This is a genomic window from Sporosarcina sp. NCCP-2331 (genome assembly GCF_023707945.1).
Classification (GTDB): Bacteria; Bacillota; Bacilli; order Bacillales_A; family Planococcaceae; genus Sporosarcina; species Sporosarcina cascadiensis.
On the sequence record NZ_BRCD01000019.1, the window covers coordinates 14,581 to 35,059 of the forward strand.

Consider the following 20,479-nt stretch of genomic DNA (forward strand, 5'->3'; position numbering starts at 1 on the left):
TCTAATCAAATCTTATAATAGTTGCACTGACTATTATTCATTCCATAAGTACTTCTCGTATCCAAAATCGCTTTGCTTCTCTCACCAATCATTCCATAATCAAACACACTATGATTCGTAGAAATCACCACAAGATCCGCTTCCTTCAACTTCTCTTCAGTCACTTCCACTGTACTCACTACATCTCCATGCAATCTAAACTCAGGAATATTGGGATCTGCTACTTCCCATTCAACGCCCGTTTTCGTTAAACGATCTAAAATCGGCAATACAGGTGATTCTCTGTAATCATCTATATCCTTTTTATATGCAACACCAAGCACTAAAATTTTCGAGCCATTCAACGCCTTTTTCTGCTCATTCAAAATCTCCGCACAACGCTGCACCACAAAATCCGGCATACTATCATTAATCTCTCCAGCCGTTTCAATCAACTTCGTATGATAGTTGTACTCACGTGCTTTCCAAGTCAAATACCAAGGATCAATCGGTATGCAATGCCCCCCTAAACCAGGTCCCGGATAAAACGGCATAAACCCATAAGGCTTAGTAGCTGCTGCGTCAATAACTTCCCATACATCAATCCCCATCTTATAACAAAGAATAGCCATTTCATTAGCTAAGGCAATATTAATATTACGGAACGTATTCTCGAGCAGCTTTTCCATTTCTGCCACTGCAGGACTAGATACTTCGTGCACATCTCCATCCAAAACAGCACGATACATAGCTGCCGCCACTTTAGTACATGTTTCCGTTATCCCACCAACGACTTTGGGTGTGTTTTTCGTGTTGAATTCTTTATTACCTGGATCTACACGCTCAGGCGAATAAGCTAAGAAAACATCTTGTCCTATAACCAGTCCACTTTCTTCTAGAATTGGCTTAATCAATTCTTCCGTTGTACCAGGATAAGTCGTGCTTTCCAATACTACCAATGTTCCAGGAGTGATATGTTTCGCAATAGCTTTGGCAGAACTCTCTACATACTCCATATTAGGCTGCTTATAAATATCCAGAGGAGTTGGTACACAAATAGCTACCGCATCAACATCTCTGATAAATGTGTAATCGTCTGTCGCTCTTAGCTGGTTTGCCTGAACCAATGCTTCAAGGTCTTCTTGAATTACGTCACCAATATAGTTCTTTCCTTCGTTAACCATTCGTACTTTTTCTTCTTGCACATCAAAACCGATTACAGAGAAACCAGCTTTTGCTTTTTCAACTGCTAATGGAAGGCCAACATAGCCCAGTCCAACCACACCGACTGTTGCGGTTTTATTTTGCAACTTGCTGATTAAGCTTTCTGAGAATGTTTTTGTGGCTGGCATTCTTTATCTTCCCTTCTCTGGATACTAACAGGTTTATTTAGTTTAGCAGATTGATAAAATGCCAAAACTACATCCAATGCATTTCGACCATCTTCTCCTGTTACTGCTGGCTGGCGATTCTCTTGGATGGCAAAAATCATATCTTGTATGATTTGTTCATGACCTGGTGTGCCCCAAGGATCGTTTTTCACTTCATTAATATAATCGTCAGTTACCGTTTCATCCATTTCTTGAATATCCAACGTTTCGAAAAACAATGCATTCGTTCCGCCTATCTTCACCGTTCCTTTTTCTCCGAAAATAGTAATAGACTCTTCATAGTTTTTTGGATAAACCGTTGTAGATGCTTGGACCGTAGCAAGTGCGCCAGACGCAAAACGGATGATTCCAGTAGAAACATCTTCAGCATCAATCTTTCGCAATCTAGTTGCTTCCATACTGAATACTTCTATCGGAGTTCCCATGAACGATAAAAGTAAATCTATATTATGTATAGCTTGGTTCATCAGTACACCGCCATCATGCTCTTTCGTTCCGCGCCATGATGCTTGGTCATAATAGTCTTGACCCCGATTCCAGTTAACAATACATAATGCATGACTGATTGTGCCCAACAGTTGTTGTTCCAAAATTTCCTGTAGTTTCATTACTACAGGACGGAAGCGATTCGGATGTACAACTGCAAGTTTTCCATCATTCTGTTTCGCTGCTTCTATTATTCGTTCTGTCTCGTTCAAAGTCATGGCAATGGGTTTTTCAACAATAATATGTTTATCGTGCTGCGCAGCCAATTCTGCAATCGCGGCGTGTGTTCCACTCGGAGTACAAATATTAATTACATCAATAGATTCGTCTTGCAATAACTCTTCTAATCTCGTATAAGGTAATGCGCCATATTCTTTCACATAGGGTTCCATAAGTTCTGGTAATCGATCACAGACAGCTACTAGCTTAGCATCTTTAATATTTTGGATTGCGAGAGCATGCTTTTTAGCAATAAAGCCGCATCCTACTATTGCGAAATTCACTTTTATAACCTTCTAACGTTTAGATTTTAAACGACGATTAGGAAATTATCTTGTGGCAACTACACCACATCCATCTCCAGCGCCTCCACAAACTTCCGGTTCGCCAGCCCAATCAACATCTCTTTCAACTCATCCTCCATCATACCGGGCAGTTTCTCCAGCACATACCGTTGCTCCGTTTCCGACATAGGCGTAGCCTTCCCGATATAAATCTTGGGAAATACATGTTCACTCTGACGTTCATTTTCATTCATCAATTCTTCAAACAGTTTTTCACCCGGGCGTATGCCGGAATACTGGATACCAATTTCATCTTCTTCGTAGCCAGACAATCTGATCAAGTTCTTCGCCAAATCGACAATCTTCACGGGCTCTCCCATATCCAGGACGAATACTTCGCCACCGCGTGCCAGTGTGCCTGCTTGGATAACAAGACGCGAAGCTTCTGGAATAGTCATGAAGTATCGGGTCATTTCTGGATCGGTCACTGTGACGGGACCACCCTTAGCAATTTGCTTTTTAAAGAGCGGAACGACACTGCCGCGTGAACCTAATACATTGCCGAAACGCACTGCCGCAAATTTTGTGTCGCTGTCTTTCGCCAAGTTCTGTACAATCATTTCAGCAAAGCGTTTCGTGGCTCCCATGACATTTGGCGGGTTGACTGCTTTATCAGTCGACACCAGTACAAAGTGTGAGACGCCGAAGAAACGTGCTGCTTCCGCAACGTTCTTGGTACCGAAAATATTATTCTTTACTGCTTCCATTGGATTGCATTCCATGAGCGGCACATGTTTATGCGCTGCCGCATGATAGATGACATCCGGCTTCATTTCGCTGACTACATCGAAGATACGTGTCCGATCCTGTACATCTGCAATAATAGGAATAATTTCTGTATCCGCTGAAACTTTTTGGCGCAATTCCATGTCTATTGTATAGATGGAATTTTCGCCATGACCGAGAAGGAGCAGTTTCTTCGGCCTGAAATCTGCCACCTGCCTGCAGATTTCTGAACCGATAGAACCGCCGGCGCCTGTAATCATGATGGTTTTATCCGTCAGTTTGTCTGCAATTGCCTGCATGTCCAATTCGACTTCCTCACGGCCAAGCAGATCTTCAATTTTAACGTCGCGCATATCCTGTACAGATACTTTACCGGTCATCAAGTCTTCAATCCGCGGAATCGTCTGGGTTTTGACACCTGTTTCGACACAGCGTTTCATCAGTTCTGCCATGGGCTGTTTGTTAAGCGATGGGATCGCGATGACAATCTTATCTATATGATGCATATCTACGAGCTGTCCGATATTCTGCGTACCTGCATACACTCGCATGCCGTAGATCTCCAGACCTTGCTTCAAGCGGTCATCATCTACAAAAAGGACCGGCTGCATGCCGTAACTCGGATTATGCAGTACTTGCCGGGCGATCATCGTACCCGCTTGTCCAGCACCGACAATCATAGTGCGTTTCATTGACAGACTTTTATCTTTTACCACGTTATCACGCACCAGGCGCCATGACAGCCGGGAGCCGCCAATCAGCATGACGTGCAGCATCCACGTAATCAGCAACGCCCGTATATACACATCTTGCGTTAATGCAAACTGCACGGCCGCTACAACCACTATCGTGAGTGTCACAGCTTTCACTATCGATTTTAATTCACCGATTGAGGCATATGACCAGGCTTTACGATACAGACCATAATACCAGGCGAAAAAGTGATGAGCTATTTGAATCGTAACCGCACTGATCAGCAGCATTTTATTCAGAAAAATATTGGTAAACGGGTGAAGAATGAAGTAGCCGATATAGATAGATAGTAAGACAATGACGGAATCAATTGCGATCAGCATTGTCATTCTTTTTTGCACCGTCAACATCCCTCACCTCTTATTACCTATAACTCTTTGCGTTTATATAGGCATTTTCATTTAAAAATAATGTCATTAATAGATTAATAGTATCATTTCAACCAATTAATTGCCACCATTTACGAGAAATTGGAATTTCAGGTTCATAGATAGTCAATAATTTATCATTTATGATCTGTTTGTTGTTCTCAAGCAGCACATTTACCGTTTCTGCCCCTATTTTCTTTGATATAAATTCAAGTCCTTTTTCGAATAAAAAAGGACGCGTTTCAAGATTATGTACATCCGAACCATATGAGTGAATTAAATTTGCCTCTATTAGCTGCAGCGATAATTTCTGCACACTTTTACCAAAATGGCCCGCAAGACTTCCAGCCGTTACTTGAGCCAGCGCACCATGCCGAACAAGGCGTTCCAAACGTTCAGGTTTCTCCGCAATTCCTTTGTTTCGTTCTGGATGAGCAATAATCGGAACGATGCCTTCTACTAGCAAGGACTGAATCATTTTCACTGTATAGGCCGGCACATGTTGAGTCGGCAATTCAAGCAATAGATAACGTGATCCTGAAAGTGTCAGGATTTCTTTGTTTAGCAGATTACTAACCAATTTTTCATGTATTCTCACTTCATGGCCTGTTGATAGGGTTAAATTTATATCAGCCGCTTTCAAAATATCTGCAATCATGCGAACTTGACTCTCAACCTCTTGAACCGGCACGTGATATTGGGGACTAAATACATGAGAAGTGGCTACCATATGGGTGATGCCTTCTTCCACTGCCTTTTCCAACATGCGCATTGTGCCTTCTATAGTTTCCGGGCCATCGTCAACACCAAACAATAGATGGCTATGTATATCAATCATGAATTCACTCCTACTTTTCTATTCAAGAAAAGTGAAAAGACTTGGGGGTCTCTTCACTCTGTTTCGCCGTAATATTGATAATAATAATGATCTTTTTGTAATACGAAGTTATTTAGTATAGTACCCAATATGTTTGCTTTAGATGATTCCAACGCTTCTTTAGCTTTCACAATACTGTCTTTCTCCGTAGTTCCTGCGTTCAGCACCAGAATGGTTCCATCACATATATTCGATAAAATCTGCGCGTCAGTCACGGAAAGGACAGGCGGTGCATCAAAAATCAGCAAATCGTATTTTTCTTTAAGTTTGCCAATCAGTGTGTCCATTGCTTTGGATCCCAATAATTCAGCTGGATTCGGGGGGATGGGGCCACTGGTGATCAGATCTAACCCATCTATATCAGTTTGTTGAATTACGTCATCTATTTCCCATTGCCGCGTCAATAAGTTTGACAAACCTGTTGCGTTCATTCGGGAAAATGTGTAATGCGTCGTCGGCTTTCTCATGTCACTATCGATTAAAAGAACTTTTTTCCCTTCTTGAGCAAAGACAACTGCTGTATTGGCCGAGCTTGTTGATTTCCCTTCGCCAGGAGCGGCGGAAGTGAACAGCAAAGATTTCAACTCTTTGTCAGGCATTGAGAAGTTAATATTCGTACGAATGGTTCTGAACTGTTCCGATACAACAGATTTAGGGTTTGTCTGTGTAACTAATTTACGTGCCACCGACTGTTTGACTTTTTGTTTTTTTTTAAACATGCGCTTTTTTGACACGAGCTTTTGACCCTCTCTTCTTACGACGGCTTCTACTGGTTGCAACGTCTTTATTTGCAATTGGACTGACTAGACCTAAAATAGGCAGCCCTAATAACTCTTCAATGTCCTGCTCTGATTTCACTGTCGTATCCAGATACTCCAGCAAGAACGCAATACCTACACCGATCATCAGGCCGATGACTGCAGCGATTGCTATATTCAGCTTGGGATTGGGTTTTACGGGAGACGGATTCTCTATATTGATTGCCGGCGACAATATGTTGACGTTATCAACTTTCATGAGTTTAACGATTTCAGTCTGAAACACTTCTGCAGTAGTGTTCGCAATGTCAACAGCTCGGAAGAACTCAGGATCCTGAACCGTTACATTCACTACTTGAGAGTTTTGTTCACTATTCACCGAGATTTGTGAATTCAATTCTGCCGGTGTGATATCCAAATCTAAGTTTTCGATAACTTTAGACAGGATGACCGGGCTTTTTATAATGACATTATATGTATTTATAAGTTGTAGATTCGTTTGGATATCCTGGGAATTAAACGCCTGTGTCTCAGCTTCCTGCTGATTGACTAAAATTTGTGTGGATGCCTGATAGATGGGCGTTAAAAAGAAATAGCTGACAACCGCAGCAATTACAACAGCCAGGACCAATGAGCTAATAATCAGACCCAGGCGCTTTTTCAGAGTGCTAAATAACTCCTGTAAACTAATAGTCTCTTCCATATGTATATAGTGCTCCTTTTCGACAAACTTGGTTATAGTATATCATAGCCTATTTATAATATGTATCTATTTTCCAAAGTTTAATTTCATAACTAGTTTTAATAGACTACTTCCTGTTCATGTTTTTTGCATATATAAAAACGGATATCCACAAGGAACTTATCCTTTTGGATATCCGCTTAATTGTTATCGTCCCATCGCTTTATTTAGAAGACTTTCACGACTTGCTTTCTTCTTCGCTGCATACTCATCCCGGACACTCTGCGAATAGGACTTGTCATAGCCATTTGCCTGCAAATCCCGTTCTAAAGCACCTACTACTCCTTCAAATACCGCATCAGTCTGTGCTTCCAGGCCGTTCGCTGCAGACATGTATTTGTTATAGAAATAACCAAAGTCGATGCCCTCCCCATTTGCTTTCTTCGCGCTATACTCACTCTTAGCACGCCCGATCAATGAATTTAATTTGCCATCCACCTGTCCTTGCAGATTATTAAGCGTCGGCTCATATCTCCCTTTGATGGAGGCAACCGTTGCCTTGCCGTCAGGCTTCACGGTTGGATTTCCAGCTGCAGATGACGGATTTCCAGAAGATGAATTCGAATGGCTATCCGACTGGGTAGTTGATGTCTGTTGATCTGATTGGTCTTCTTGATCGGTTTGGCTTCCTTGTACAGCGGCTGACTGCAGATCATTAGAAGTTGATCCGGTCGTTCCATCTGTGACTGAATCTACTGAGCCGCCTTCAGATAAAGCAGAAGAGCTGTCTGCAGGCTTAATCTCACTTTTTCCGTCTTCCCCCATAATCAGTCTTGATCCGTCCGGTAATTCAACCTCGTACGGATCATCCACAATCTTCGATACTTCTTCATCTGCTACGTCATACTCCTTGAATTTGAATATGTATAAGAGATAACCACTGCACAGAGCAATAACTAACACTAACGAACTGATAATGATTTTCCACTTTTTTTTCATATGTATCTCCTTCTTCTCTATTGTCTCCAAGTTTAACAGAAAGTCTGGAAAGATTACAGTAGATTTTATCAACTATGGAATTAAAGTCAATAAGAAAAAGGCCTTCTCCTTTTTTGGAAGAAGACCTTTAAAATAGGATTTAATTCAGATTAGAAAATACGAAAGTATACGTATCATTGAAAGCATTATTATTTATTTTTCCACTTACATGAACAGAAATTGAATTTCCTGCCAATACACTTAGTCGAGTATTTCCAGAAACTCCTGCTTTAGCAAGTGCGTTATTCCAAAGCGTTGAAAAATCTTGATTTGTATTTACATTACTCGCTGAAGCGATTGGTGTATAATTCCCGTTAGTCGTAATGGCTACATCAGCTTGATCAATTGTAGTTCCTGTTTTAAATACATTGAAAACATTCTCAGCTACGCCTGAAACGTCATTTACTCTTACGTCTTTACTTTGATCAAATACTACATTAACAATGTTGCCTGAGATGGCTACAGCCAATCCATTAACCGTCGGCAAGCTATTGACCTGATCAGCAATCGCAGAATTAAGTATGGAGTTTCCAGGCAGTGCTGTTGAACCTCCGTTGCCATTATCACCAGCGGACGGTGGAGTAGGCTTTGTTATTTCCCCTTCGATTTTACCGATATTCCCCTTGACTGCATCAAAGTTCTCTATTATATCTTTTGCTGCAGTGCCAGCCGGCAAAGTCAAAGTTTGAACTGTCATTTTCGGATCTAATTTAACTTTCGCATCTTTAGACGTGATTTCTAATGAAGAAATTGTTCCAGTGCCTTTTATTTCAACAGATGATGTTATTGTTAATTTAGGGATTGTTACATTAATAGTCAGATCGCTTACACCACTATAAATAATTGCTTCCCCTTTAATTTCGAATCCGTCTCCCAAAACTACACCTTGAATGCGCGCAGGTACCGTTTCTTTAGAAACAAGCAATCTGGATGACATTGCATTTTCAACCGGATTGTTCCCTATTGTGATATCGCCATTCAATGTAAGGCTCTTTAGCTCAATGAAGCTTCCGCCTACATTAATGTTGCTGGAAAGTATGCCGTTTCCGCCATCTAGTACAAGTGGCTGTTCAGCTGTGCCGTTAGCCTTAATTTGAACTGATTTAATTTCCGTTAGCACTCCGTCTTTGGCTACTCCTACAATCACAGCATCGGCAAGCACATTTTGATTATTTGGATTTAAAACTGTTTTTAACTCCGAAGAAATTTTAAACTCCCCAGCAGCCGTTTCTACTGTGTCAGAATTCAGTTTTGTAATAGATGTATTTACTTGAACAACTTCAGTTTCGGTTTTTGCAACTGCCTGCTCTGTCCGTACTACAAACGTCGCCATTTGGCCTCGTGTAACTAAGCCGTTCGGCGAGAAAGTTGTCGCAGTTGTACCTGTTGTGATGTTATTAGTCAGCAATGCTTGAACGTAGCCGGCATAAGCGTCACTCTTCTTAATATCTTTAAATCGATTGTCCGTTAATCCCTGCTCTTCAAGTTCAAAACCCAGCGCCAAAATTTTCGCCATCTGAGAACGCTTTAGATTGTCGTTCGGTTTAAATGTCTTATCATCATAACCTTTGATAAAACCAGCTTCTGCAAGTGCTGCAATTGCTCCGTAATATCCATTCGCTTTGCTGACATCTTTAAAGCCGGGATCCTTCACATTTGTTGTGTCCAGGCCTAATACCATAGCCAATATTTTAGAAGCTTGTCCCCGGGTTACAGAAGCATTAGGTCGATATGTACCATCGTCATAGCCTTTAACCACGCCACGTGAACTTAATTCCAAAACCGGTTCGTAATAATGGATTCCCGGCTTAACATCTTTGAAAACTTCTGCTGCATCCGCATTAGTCGGCACAACCGCTACTAATGTGCCCGTCGCAACTGTGGTAGCTAAAGCCGCTTTAAATAACTTGTAACTGTTTTTTTTCATTTCCTCAACCTCCTATTTGTTATAGACTATCGCCTAGAAACTAGTTTAGCATATTATTAGATATTTATCCTGTTATTTTCTAATTAATCGTTATCTATTCGCTATCAAAATTACTTATTATTCCTATTACTAGATTTTTTCTAATCAAATACACATACACCTATGGAACTATTAAAGTCCTTATTTAATCTTAAAACTTATAACTTATTTTCAGTCCCTAACCGTATTAGCGCTTTGTCGTATTTGGTCGATGTACTCCCCCGTATTTGAAAGATGAAGGAGAATATAAGCTAGATCCTAAATTAGACAACGAGCTATCATTGGCATCCAAATATCTAGCAGTCAAAAGCTTTAACCTTGTGCTCAATATGCCGGTGTTTTATTTTAAAAAAAGTGAGAGTCTCGAACTTCCATTTTTATATTTCTTGATAATCACTCCCTAAAAATCTCTTTACCTAGAGCTCTAAAACATGGATGGCAATAAAGTCTATTGTTGTATCATGAGAGAGTATTACTTTTCTCAAATTCTCAATTCCTATGATTACTCCCAAAACAGCATTCAGTTTAGTAATGTGACATTGATCATGCAACATTATTTCCGTGATTCAATTATTCGGGACTTGGACAACCGCAGTGCCAAATATATTATTGACGCAACCAGATAGCATTCAGCTTTCAGTTCGGTTACTTCTCTGCTGTTACGGTTAATTCTGTCTGCTTCATATTTGTTTAATACGTAGATAAAAGTTTTTTCTACCTTACAAACTAATTTCTAACGCCGAAGTCATTGAGATGATCATTGCTACTATGCCGTCAACGATTAAAAAGAAAATAAAGAGCGTTTTAAAACAACAACATACATGGTGAACACAGCTTGGTCACTTCGAATTTCATTAATCGAAATAACCCTGCCTCCATAGATGGAAGCCGGGTTATACATGATTAGTATTTTGATGTTTTTATAACTATATGTAGAAAAGTTCCTATTCGTTTTCAATACCTCTTCATAAAAGCCTTGCTGAGTATAGTGGAATATGAGCTTATTAAAAGCAATATCACGACTTGGATTTAGTCAATACAACAGATGCTCTTCAACCTTCTGATATTCATTCAGTCCTTTTTCAAATACTTGCATTCCATTTTCACCGCAATCTTCTCAAACTTCTCTATTCACAACTTGTGTTTGATGGTTTTATCATAATCGTCATATAACAGTGTCCACTTTTCGTCTGTCTCCAACAGTCTGACTTTCATTCGATAAATGTCGATGGCGACAATCTTGTAGAAGTGATTTTCAATTATATATAAGCAATCCGATAGCATGACCAGAAATTGACCTATATAATCATGTACTTCATTTACGGTCTCAAACCCTTTCTCTTTCAGGGCTGAATATACGGCTTCATAATACACTAGATCATCTTTTCTTTTCTTTAATCTACTAGAATAAGGTGGCTGATGAACTAAAACCAACAGATTTAAAAGATATGTTTTGTCGAAAGCCCGTAATATATAGAGGCAAGGCTTCTCTTCCAAATATTCCGTAGCTTCTGATAATCAGCTACAATGGAATACAAAAGCAACTAGCAAGGAGGAATCGTCATGAACATTAATAAACTACGTAACTACTGCATGGAATGGCTACGCTATCTGGGTCGCTTCCTACGGCTCTACTCCCAATCGACACAGTCCGTCAGAATGGAAAATATTGCTCTTAGGAGTCAACTGGCATTATATGTACAACGATACGAGAAAAAGAAGCTTCCTAAGCCTACGCTAACACCAGCATTTCGACAGCTATGGGTGTTTCTTTCGAAATATGTAGGGCACTGGGAAGAGCTATTGACGATAGTCCAGCCCGAGACCGTTATCCGGTGGCATCGGACAGCTTTTAAGTTCCATTGGCGACGGATTTCTAAGAAAACAGGCCGGCCAAACATATCGCCAGCAACCATTCAATTGATTAAACGCATACATAAGGAAAACCCCTTGTTGTCACCGGAGAAAATTCATGAAAGATTGCTAGTTTTAGGGATTGAAATGTCGCCTGCACCCAATACAATCGCCAAATACCTGCCTACTACCAGGAAGCCTCCTTCGCAAAAACAAGTACAGTCTTGGAAGTTGTTCCTGAGTAATCATCATCACGATCTGTGGGCGACCGATTTCTTTACCATCCCTACATTAAAGTTCCGAGTGTTGTACGGCTTAGTCGTCATCCACCATCAGAGCCGGGAAATCGTTTACTTCGCTGTCACTACAAACCCGACTGCTGAATGGACCATCCAGCAATTTCGAAACGCAACACCTTATGGGAAAGTACCCAAGTATTTATTGCATGACAACGATCCAATTTTCTGTTCCAAAGCATTTCAAGCTTTTTTACGATCAACGGGAATCGCTTCGAAGAAGACGGCTTATCGCTCCCCATGGCAAAATCCTTATGCAGAAAGAGTTATTGGTACAGTGAAGAGAGAACTGTTGGACCACATCATCCCACTGAATGAGCGGCATTTACATTTTCTTTTACGAGAATACATTAGCTATTATAACAATGATCGGACACATCAAGGCATCGACGGCAAGACGCCAATTACTTCACCAACGTATCTCCAGACTTCAGCGGAAGAGACAAAACTTGAAGCGATGCCTGTACTGAATGGTCTTTATCATACATATAAGAAAGCAGCTTAGCCCACTAACAACTCGCTCAAATTTTTTTAACCTTTAAAGAAGGGCTTCTTTGGCATGCCTTTCTTTTTTGTGTTCACTTTTTTGCATATTGTATTAATGAAATGAAGCTTAATTTTCAGATGTTCTTCATGGAAATAAGAAAAGTCATCCGAAGAAATCTTGGTGATTTTTGTCCGGATGGACTTTTTGAAGGCGACAACGTTTGATTGAACTGCATATGACTCGGACTGGAGTTGCCGTTTGGTATATGGCAACCTTCCAACACAACAAGCCCTCTTTCCACTTACGGATCGAGGGCTTGTTTGCGTTATGAAGTTCCGAGAAGGAGCATTCTCAGAATAGAAAAAGACCCTGCCGAGATTGCTCTCCGCAGGATCATTTTTTCTTCAGTTACTATACTATCATATTGTCAGAATAGCGTCTGAATTGTGTGGTGCACAGGCACCAGTAACTTTATGACACTCGAACTTTAGTTAACAGAAATAGTAGTTGTGTAATTACCTTTATCTTTGTTTGTTAAAGTTACAGTATCAGCATTAACAGTTACTGTATATGCATTTGTGATAGTTGTATCTGCGTTCAATGCTGCCGCAACTTTAGTCGCTACAGTATCTGCAGTATCTAGTGCATTTACAGCTACAGTATAAGATTTGTCAATCAGTACTTTACCGTTTGAGTAAACATTAACAGTAAGTGGTTTAACATTAGCTGTTGCAGTTACGGCTGTGAATTTTGCGTTAGTTACAGCAGTTGACCCTACAACGCCTGCAGTACTAGTACCAGCAGTTGGCGCAGCTGCTGTTCCTGCTGCTGTTCCGCCAGCTACAGTATCAACTACTAAAGTTGTTGAAGCTTCAGTTGCTGTATCTTTTGAAACTACAACTACGTCAGCACCATCTGAAGTAACCGTGAATTTATCAGTTAAAACTGTCAACTTATTAAGTTCAGCAGCAATCTTGCTTGCTACAACTTTTTCATCATCTAACAAAGTCACAGAAACAGGTACAGTAACTGCTGGTGTAATTCCTGCTTTGTCAGCTTGAAGACTTACGTTTAGAATACCCGCTGTAGTAATAGTTCCAGTTGGAATAGACAACTTAGCGCTTAGAGTTGATGCAGCAACGCCTGGTGTAGCTGCCGGTGTAGCTGAAACTGTGACTCCGTGTGCAACTGCAGGTACTTTAACAGCCGCATTGAAACCGTCAATTGTCTTTCCATCAACCACTAGATTACCTGCAGGAGTTGATGTACTCGGTGTGTAAACTAGGTTTGGAACTGAAACAGTTGCTGCAGCGCCAACGTTATGTTTTGAAGCGAAAGTTAATGTCAATTTGTCAGTAGAAGTAGAAGCGACTGTCGCATATTCATCTGATGAAATAACACCATCTTTATTGAAGTCAATTGCAAATTGAGTTGCAAGTGGTGTAGCCGGAGTTACATTATCAGAGAATGTTACTACAATAGTATCTGGTGCTGTAACATCGACGCTCTTAACAACTGGGTCTACACCCGGAATTGTAGCATTAGCATCCAATACGTTAAACGTAAACTTGCCATCTGCATCAACAGTTACAGATACTTTTGATGTACCAGTTACGATTTCGCTTTCAAACGCAGATTTCGTTACTGCGCTGCCTTTGATTTGGTATGCTTTAGCATTTGCATAATTATAAACTGTATCGTTGATTGTTAATACTTCTAGTGCTGTATTAAGGTTTGTAACAGTACCTGTAATAGCTGCAGAACCGTATTGAGAGAAGTTCACAGATACAGATGATGGATTTGTAGAAGGTAATACAACACCTGCTTTAGATCCAGTAGCAGTTACAGTTGCTGTAGTTGGAGTAGCCGCTACAACATTAACTTTTGCTTCTGTTTGACCTGCAGTGATTACTGCTGGAACTGTTTTAGTTGTACCTGCTGCAATAGGTGTTCCGTTCGCAGAAATATTTCCTGTTCCTGCTTGAACTTCAAATGATACAGTAGTTGCATCTTTAGAAGAACGTGGCTTACCGTTTTGGTCAACTAGTTGATAAATGAACGTTGCAGGCTCTGCACCGTTAGCAACAACTGTAGAAACTTTCTTGCCGTTTTTGTCAACAGCTTTCAAGTTAGCAGTGTATTCAACAGCGTCTACGAAGTATGTTACTTCTCCAGCAGTTTGTAGGTCGTCAGCATCCAATTTACCGTTTGTCTTACCGTTGTCGATGAATGCAACAGGAGCTACATAGTCGTTTTCAACAGTGCTTGCAACTGTAAATGTCGCTTTACCGTCTTTTTCTACTAGTACTTTATAGATGTTAGTATCGCCATCTTTAACAGCAGTAACTGCTTTATTATCAGAATCTAGAAGGTATAGAGATCCTTTGATGTTTTCAGTGTTGATTGCAACATTGACAACTGTTCCAGGAGCTGCAGCTTTACCATCTTTCGTGTTGAAAGTAACTGTGTAGTCACGGCCGCCTGTTTCAGTAGCGTTTTTGTATGTTGCTGCATTTTGTACGCCTTCAGCTGCAATTGTTAATCCAAGTGCATGTTGTACGTTGAATGTAACAGGTGTAGCTGATGCTTGCATAGCTCTTGCATCATACTTTGCATCAAAGTTGAATTGGCTTGTGCCATTCGTGCCAGCTAATTGCTTACCTTCGTATACGATAGGCGTTGCAGTTGCGTTAGCACCAGTTAGAACTAGATTCGCTTTACCTTTACCATCTAATTTAACAGCGATAACTGCTTCGCCGCCTGTAGATGCTTTGTATGGGTAGTCAGCAGATGTAGTTGTTGGTACGCCTGTAACTGTATCTAAGTTATACGTAGATACACCTTCAGCCTTAATTGTTTTAACTAATTTGTCAGGTGTAACGTTCAAGTTCTCTTTGAAAGTAACAAATACTACTTTGTTAGCATTCTTTGCAGAGTTGATTTCGTATGCTTTTTTAGATCCGTTAGCTAGTGTAGTAGCTTCCGTGATATCTTTGATTGTTAATTGAGCAGCATTCTCCCAATAAACCGTACCTTGTTCACGTAGGTCCGCTTTACCAGTTGGATATACAGTTACTGTATCGTTACCAGCATTGTATTGTGTATAAGAGAACGTAGCGATACCATCAGCGTTTGTTACTACTTCAAACACTTGGTCTTTATTCAATGTACCTGTTGTGTTAGCTTTTACGTTGAAAGTTACAGGAACGCCTGCTTCTTTCACGCCAATATCAGCAGAAAGGATCACTTGTTGGCCAACAACACCTTGTACTGATTTCGTGTTCAAGTTAATTTTTTCAGGAACTACTGCAGATACACCAGTGAATGAACCGATTGCTTTTTCATTCAATGTAACTGTGTATTTTTCTCCACCCTTTTGAGTAGCAGTTGTCAATACAACCGTCTTATCGTCAGTTTGTTTTACTGCAGCGTTAGATACAGTCAAACCGTCGATTGAGAAGTGTAAGGAGTTAAGGTTGTCAGCATCAACTGCATCTTTGAATGTTACTTCAACAGTCGTAGCGTTAACCGCCTTAACTGATGCAACACCTGGTGCTACTACTCCGCCTTCTACGTCAGAGAAGTCAGCGTTCAATGTCTTATGCAAGAATGTTGCAAAGTGTCCGCGAGTTGTAGTTTCTTTAGGGTTGAACTGAGGTGCAGCTGGGTTTGTGATGTCGAAGAAGTCCAATACGTCGATTGCCGGACGAGCTTCTGCTTTTGCTTTACCTAGGTCAGTAACATCTTTTTTGAAGTCTTGTGCTGCTACATAAGAAGCAAGATCAATGTCGTGTACGCGGTCGAATGCGCGGACAATAACGATTGCCATGTTCTCACGTGTGATATCGCCAGTCGGATCAAGTTTTCCGTCTGGAGTTCCTACGAATACACCGTTGTCGAAAACAACTGCAGCCATTTCTAGCAATTCTTTGTTAGAAGTAGACTTCAAGTCAGCAAAACGTGGTTTCGACTGAGCGTCAGCCGGCACTTTGTATCCTTCAGATACAAGCCATTTACCCATCAATTTAACTACATCAGAACGAGTTAATGTTTTGTTGGGTTTGAAAGTACCATCTGGATATCCAGTGATAACACCTGCATCAGATAGTGCTTTGATTGCTTCTTCGTGTGTGTTGCCTTTTGTGTCTGAAAAGTCTGCCGCGAATGCAACTGGTGCTACTGCTGATGCTACTAGTGCAGCTGAAGCAGCCCCTACTACAAACTTGCGATATTTCGTTGGTTGGTTAGCCATTGAATAATTTCCTCCTCTTAGGTATCTCTGTTTTTGCCGATTTACTACCTATGTATGAAAGTAGTAGGCATTACACAGTAAAGTATAGATAAGAACGGTCAAGATGTCAATTGAATTTTATAAAGTTTGCTAGTTTGCTAACAAACATCGACAAATCTTTTTTGCCGCAACTTCTATTCTACCGATATTTTTGGAAGATGCAAGTATTTGCCAAGAGTTTTTTAAAATAGGTTGAATTGGCTACGTTTGGAAAACGACATACAAAAAGGCTAGAACAGATGGGAACTGTTCTAGCCTTTTTGTTTGCGGTCAACCAACCGTAACGCTTCGCGTGGCATTGTGCTATATGCTAAGAGAAAATTATCCTTACACTTCCGTATTCTATCATTAAGTTTACTAGATTACAAGATGCGATTGATAGTTTATGTTTTAATATTGAAATGTTTTTTCGATTATTTAACTTTTTTAAAACGAGTTGATTTTTCTACATTTGCCAATTTGTTTATAAAATACTTAGTTGATCGGAGTGCAGGGCGGCGACTCTGGGAGGATCAGCCCGACAGGTGAGACAACTTGCGGGAGCTTGCGACCAAGTTGGCTCACCGCGGGCCCTCCAGAACGCGTCCGCCTGAAACGCAGATCAACGATTCAATGACGAATCCAAACTTCTTTATTTAACTTATTATGGTCAACTTTTAAATCATTTCTTTTTATAAACTTCCAGTAAAAACTTCGGAAGATTCATCTGCCGCTTGATCCGGCTCGGCTCCAGCAGCAGCCGGTACAGCCACTCCGCCCCGGCTTTCTGAAAAGCTACCGGCGCCCGTTTGATATTGCCCGCCAGCACATCAAACGATCCGCCAACTCCCTGATAAAGTATCGGATGCAACTGATTTCGATGCTGCTCGATCCATTGCTCCTGCTTCGGTGATCCCATCGCCACAAACAAAATATCCGGTCTCGCTTCATTAATAGCATCAAGTACAACTTGTGTATCTTTCTCATATCCGTGTTGGACCCCTGCAATCTGAATGTTCGGATGCAGTTCCTGCAATCTAGCTGCCGCCGCATCCGCCACTCCAGGTTTTGCGCCGTAGAGGAAAATCCGTTTTCCTCTGACGGCTGCTTCCTGTACAATGCGGTCCATCATATCAATTCCCGTTACCCGCGAAGCAATCTGACCTTTTTTCAGCTTCGAAGCGAGAATGACTCCGATGCCGTCAGGTATTTGAAATTCCGCTCTGTTCAGCAGTGCTTTCAGTTCGGGATCTTCTTTCGCTTTCATCAACTTCTCTGGATTGATTGCAACAACGAGTGATTTCTTGCCTTCTTCGATATTCGCGAAGACTTTCGGAATCAATTCATCATAATTCTCGGTATTAACGGCAACGCCTAGTATTTCTTCTTTCATTGATTAAGCTGTCCTTCTTTTTTGCCGTCTCCAAGTTTGAAATACCGGTATTCCGCCCGTTCCCACTTATCCGGATTCAAAGCGTTTTTCGTATCGAGCATGATCGGTCTCGGCTGCTTCGTCTGCAGGCTCGCCGGATCCAGTTGTTTGAATTCATCATGATCAGTAGTTAATAGAAGCAAGTCAGCATTTCCGATGGCTTCTTCAAGTGTTGCCGTCTGCGTCGGATGCTGCAGTTCCTTGATGTGCGGATCGAATGAAGTCACTTCTACTCCCAGTTCCTGCAGTGACTCGATCACTTTCGTTGCCGGGCTTTCGCGCATATCGTCGACATTGCCTTTGAATGCTAATCCAAGAACCGCCACTTTCCCAGTCTCCACACCATACTGTGATAGCAGCTTCTTCGCGCGCTGTGCTGTGTACATCGGCATGCCGTCATTTGTCAGGCGGGCTTTTTTGATGATGTCCGCTTTATCCGGTGCCAGTTCTACTAAGAACCATGGATCTACTGCGATACAGTGACCGCCTACGCCCGGCCCCGGTGTATGGATATTCACTCGCGGATGGAAGTTCGCGAATCTAATAGCTTCCCATATATCCACATCAATACCTTCCGCGATTTTCGCGAGTTCATTGGCAAATGCAATGTTCACATCGCGGTATGTGTTCTCCATTACTTTAACAAGTTCCGCTGTTGTAGCATCCGTTAAATGAATCGTTCCCTGCACGAATGCCTGATACAATTCCTTCGTCATTTCAGCTGACTTCGGATTGATGCCGCCGACGATGCGGTCGTTGTTGACAAGTTCTTCGAAGATCTTGCCGGGTATGACTCGTTCCGGTGAATGTGAGACAAATAGTTCTTCTCCCATGATTAAATCCGTTTTACGCAGTTCCGGCAGCATGACGTTCTCTACTGTCTTCGGCGGAACGGTAGATTCCAGAATGACGAGATTGCCTTTCTTAACGAATGGCACGATCGAAGCCGTTGCCTGACGAATGAATTCCAGGTTCGCTGTGTTGTCCGGATTGATCGGTGACGGCACTGCTATAATGAAGACATCTGCTTCAACAGGTGTGGTGGAAGCTGTGAAATGTCCTTCGTCTACTGCCTGCTCAAGCCTTTGCTGCAAACCGTTTTCTTCTATATGAAGCTGTTTATTATTGATGAGCTGGATGGCCCGCTCATTTTTATCGACGCCGTGCACTTGCAGGCCGCTGTTCGCGAACATGACTGCTGTCGGCAGACCGATATACCCGAGTCCCACTACGCATAGTTTCTTTTGCATAAGTTTTTCTACCTTCGCTTTCCGTTTATATGATGACATCCATATAGTATACCAAGTTACCTACCGGGCGACTATATTTATTTAGTTTGTGTTTTTTGTACGGTAAATGGTGTGTACGTTCCTTGTTTAACGGATCGGCCACCCGTGCTTTTAATGCCGGGGTGTACGATGAGCATATATTCCGCACCCAGCTGCATCGGCTTAGCCGGCTGGATGGATATCGTTTTAGTATTCGTGATTTTTTTCGATGTAGGTATAGAGACGCTTCCGAATTTGATAAGTTCCACCTTATCGAAACTCTTCTCGGGTCCAAAGTTCATCGGCTGCGTGAACTGTACATTGAATACTTTCTGTCTTGGAACATTGATTGGCCCTTCAACCGCCTTGTACTTCTTTTCAGCAAGTCCTGCCGTAATCAGACGTTTATGAATACCTGTCATCTCTGTCCCGGGTGTCATTTTGATTGTCGGCTGTACCCCTTTATGCTGTACCGGTGTTCCTTTTGGTCCAGTATAATGTCCGGTCGTCAGCTTCAGCGCGCCGCCGTTCTCCAGTTCAAATAACGACTGCACGCTTCCTTTGCCTTTCGTGCCTTCCCCTACTACAACCGCCGCTTCCTGATCTTTTACACTGACCGCGACAATTTCAGACGCGGAAGCTGAGAATCGGTTGACGAGGACGTATGTGTCAGCCGGGAATTTATTCTTTGCAGGAATCGCTTTTGCTGACTCAACTCCCATACGCGTTTTTAGCTTATAGGCATCTTTCACTTTCGGGAAGAAACCTAATAACTGCTCTGCACTCTCGACATATCCTCCGCCGTTATAACGCAAATCAAGAATCAGTTTCTCCGCGCCTTGACTTTTCAGGCGTGCCCAGTGCGTATTGACGTCTTCCAACAGATGCGCTGAAAAAGTCTTAATTTTCAAATAACCGATATTTCCGTACATCATATGTGACTGCACATTGGTTTTATTCATAATCGGCGCATTAACGGAAGCCACTTGAGTAGACGGTCCCGCACTCGCGTATTGGTTCAAATACTCCTTATACTCTGCAGGCGTCATGTAGATCGAGTATTCATCCAGTTGAGCAATAATTTCATTAACCGTTTTAGCTTTACTGATATTCATCGGCTTTTCACCGTAATAATACAGTTCGACAATCTCTTTCACTTCGTCAAGTGTAGCTGCATGCGAAGTGGGTGCAAGGCAGAGCCAGGCGATGATGGCCGCTGCCGCGAAAGCTGTCTGTTTCATTGCGTTTCCTCCCCTATGGTGCGTTCTTATATGTATCTTCTCAC

At 41.7% G+C, this 20,479-nt stretch carries 13 protein-coding genes; 1 reads left to right on the top strand and 12 read right to left on the bottom strand.

What is annotated here, in order from left to right; genetic code table 11:
* Positions 1-5: 5 nt before the first annotated feature.
* The 8 genes from NCCP2331_RS11760 to NCCP2331_RS11795 form a co-directional block, all read right to left on the bottom strand.
* Positions 6-1,331 carry a nucleotide sugar dehydrogenase gene (locus tag NCCP2331_RS11760; protein WP_251670911.1) on the bottom strand — a complete coding sequence of 442 codons (1,326 nt, stop codon included), beginning with the start codon at positions 1,329-1,331 and terminating at the stop codon, positions 6-8.
* Complete coding sequence (locus NCCP2331_RS11765) at positions 1,298-2,359, bottom strand: Gfo/Idh/MocA family protein (RefSeq protein ID WP_251670913.1); 1,062 nt, start codon at positions 2,357-2,359, stop codon at positions 1,298-1,300. The genes NCCP2331_RS11760 and NCCP2331_RS11765 overlap by 34 nt, the downstream gene beginning before the upstream one ends.
* A 59-nt stretch (positions 2,360-2,418) precedes the next feature.
* Positions 2,419-4,245 (bottom strand): polysaccharide biosynthesis protein, encoded by a 1,827-nt coding sequence (locus NCCP2331_RS11770; RefSeq protein ID WP_251671011.1) that lies wholly within the window; start codon positions 4,243-4,245, stop codon positions 2,419-2,421.
* A 91-nt stretch (positions 4,246-4,336) separates the two neighbouring features.
* Positions 4,337-5,104 carry a tyrosine-protein phosphatase gene (locus tag NCCP2331_RS11775; protein ID WP_251670915.1) on the bottom strand — a complete coding sequence of 256 codons (768 nt, stop codon included), beginning with the start codon at positions 5,102-5,104 and terminating at the stop codon, positions 4,337-4,339.
* 53 nt (positions 5,105-5,157) lie between these two features.
* Complete coding sequence (locus NCCP2331_RS11780) at positions 5,158-5,862, bottom strand: CpsD/CapB family tyrosine-protein kinase (RefSeq protein ID WP_251671013.1); 705 nt, start codon at positions 5,860-5,862, stop codon at positions 5,158-5,160.
* Positions 5,855-6,604 (bottom strand): YveK family protein, encoded by a 750-nt coding sequence (locus tag NCCP2331_RS11785; RefSeq protein ID WP_251670917.1) that lies wholly within the window; start codon positions 6,602-6,604, stop codon positions 5,855-5,857. The genes NCCP2331_RS11780 and NCCP2331_RS11785 overlap by 8 nt, the downstream gene beginning before the upstream one ends.
* 186 nt (positions 6,605-6,790) lie before the next feature.
* Complete coding sequence (locus NCCP2331_RS11790) at positions 6,791-7,582, bottom strand: hypothetical protein (protein WP_251670919.1); 792 nt, start codon at positions 7,580-7,582, stop codon at positions 6,791-6,793.
* Positions 7,583-7,721: 139 nt separating this feature from the next.
* Positions 7,722-9,548: an S-layer homology domain-containing protein gene (locus NCCP2331_RS11795; RefSeq protein ID WP_251670921.1), complete on the bottom strand. Its 1,827-nt coding sequence runs from the start codon at positions 9,546-9,548 to the stop codon at positions 7,722-7,724.
* A 1,992-nt stretch (positions 9,549-11,540) separates the two neighbouring features.
* On the opposite strand from NCCP2331_RS11795, the gene NCCP2331_RS11800 reads away from it, so the two are divergent.
* Positions 11,541-12,242 (top strand): integrase core domain-containing protein, encoded by a 702-nt coding sequence (locus NCCP2331_RS11800; RefSeq protein WP_251670923.1) that lies wholly within the window; start codon positions 11,541-11,543, stop codon positions 12,240-12,242.
* Positions 12,243-12,711: 469 nt separating this feature from the next.
* Here NCCP2331_RS11800 and NCCP2331_RS11805 read toward each other — a convergent pair whose 3' ends face one another.
* The 4 genes from NCCP2331_RS11805 to NCCP2331_RS11820 form a co-directional block, all read right to left on the bottom strand.
* Positions 12,712-16,476, bottom strand: coding sequence for an S-layer homology domain-containing protein (locus tag NCCP2331_RS11805; protein WP_251670925.1), 3,765 nt, complete (start codon positions 16,474-16,476; stop codon positions 12,712-12,714).
* Between the two features lie 700 nt (positions 16,477-17,176).
* The gene (locus tag NCCP2331_RS11810; RefSeq protein WP_251670927.1) at positions 17,177-17,887 is read right to left on the bottom strand and encodes a WecB/TagA/CpsF family glycosyltransferase; all 711 of its coding nucleotides are present in this window, start codon (positions 17,885-17,887) and stop codon (positions 17,177-17,179) included.
* Positions 17,884-19,176 (bottom strand): nucleotide sugar dehydrogenase, encoded by a 1,293-nt coding sequence (locus NCCP2331_RS11815; protein ID WP_251670935.1) that lies wholly within the window; start codon positions 19,174-19,176, stop codon positions 17,884-17,886. Before NCCP2331_RS11815 ends, NCCP2331_RS11810 begins: the two co-directional genes overlap by 4 nt.
* Before the next feature lie 77 nt (positions 19,177-19,253).
* Positions 19,254-20,435: a S41 family peptidase gene (locus tag NCCP2331_RS11820; RefSeq protein ID WP_251670937.1), complete on the bottom strand. Its 1,182-nt coding sequence runs from the start codon at positions 20,433-20,435 to the stop codon at positions 19,254-19,256.
* Positions 20,436-20,479: the final 44 nt, after the last annotated feature.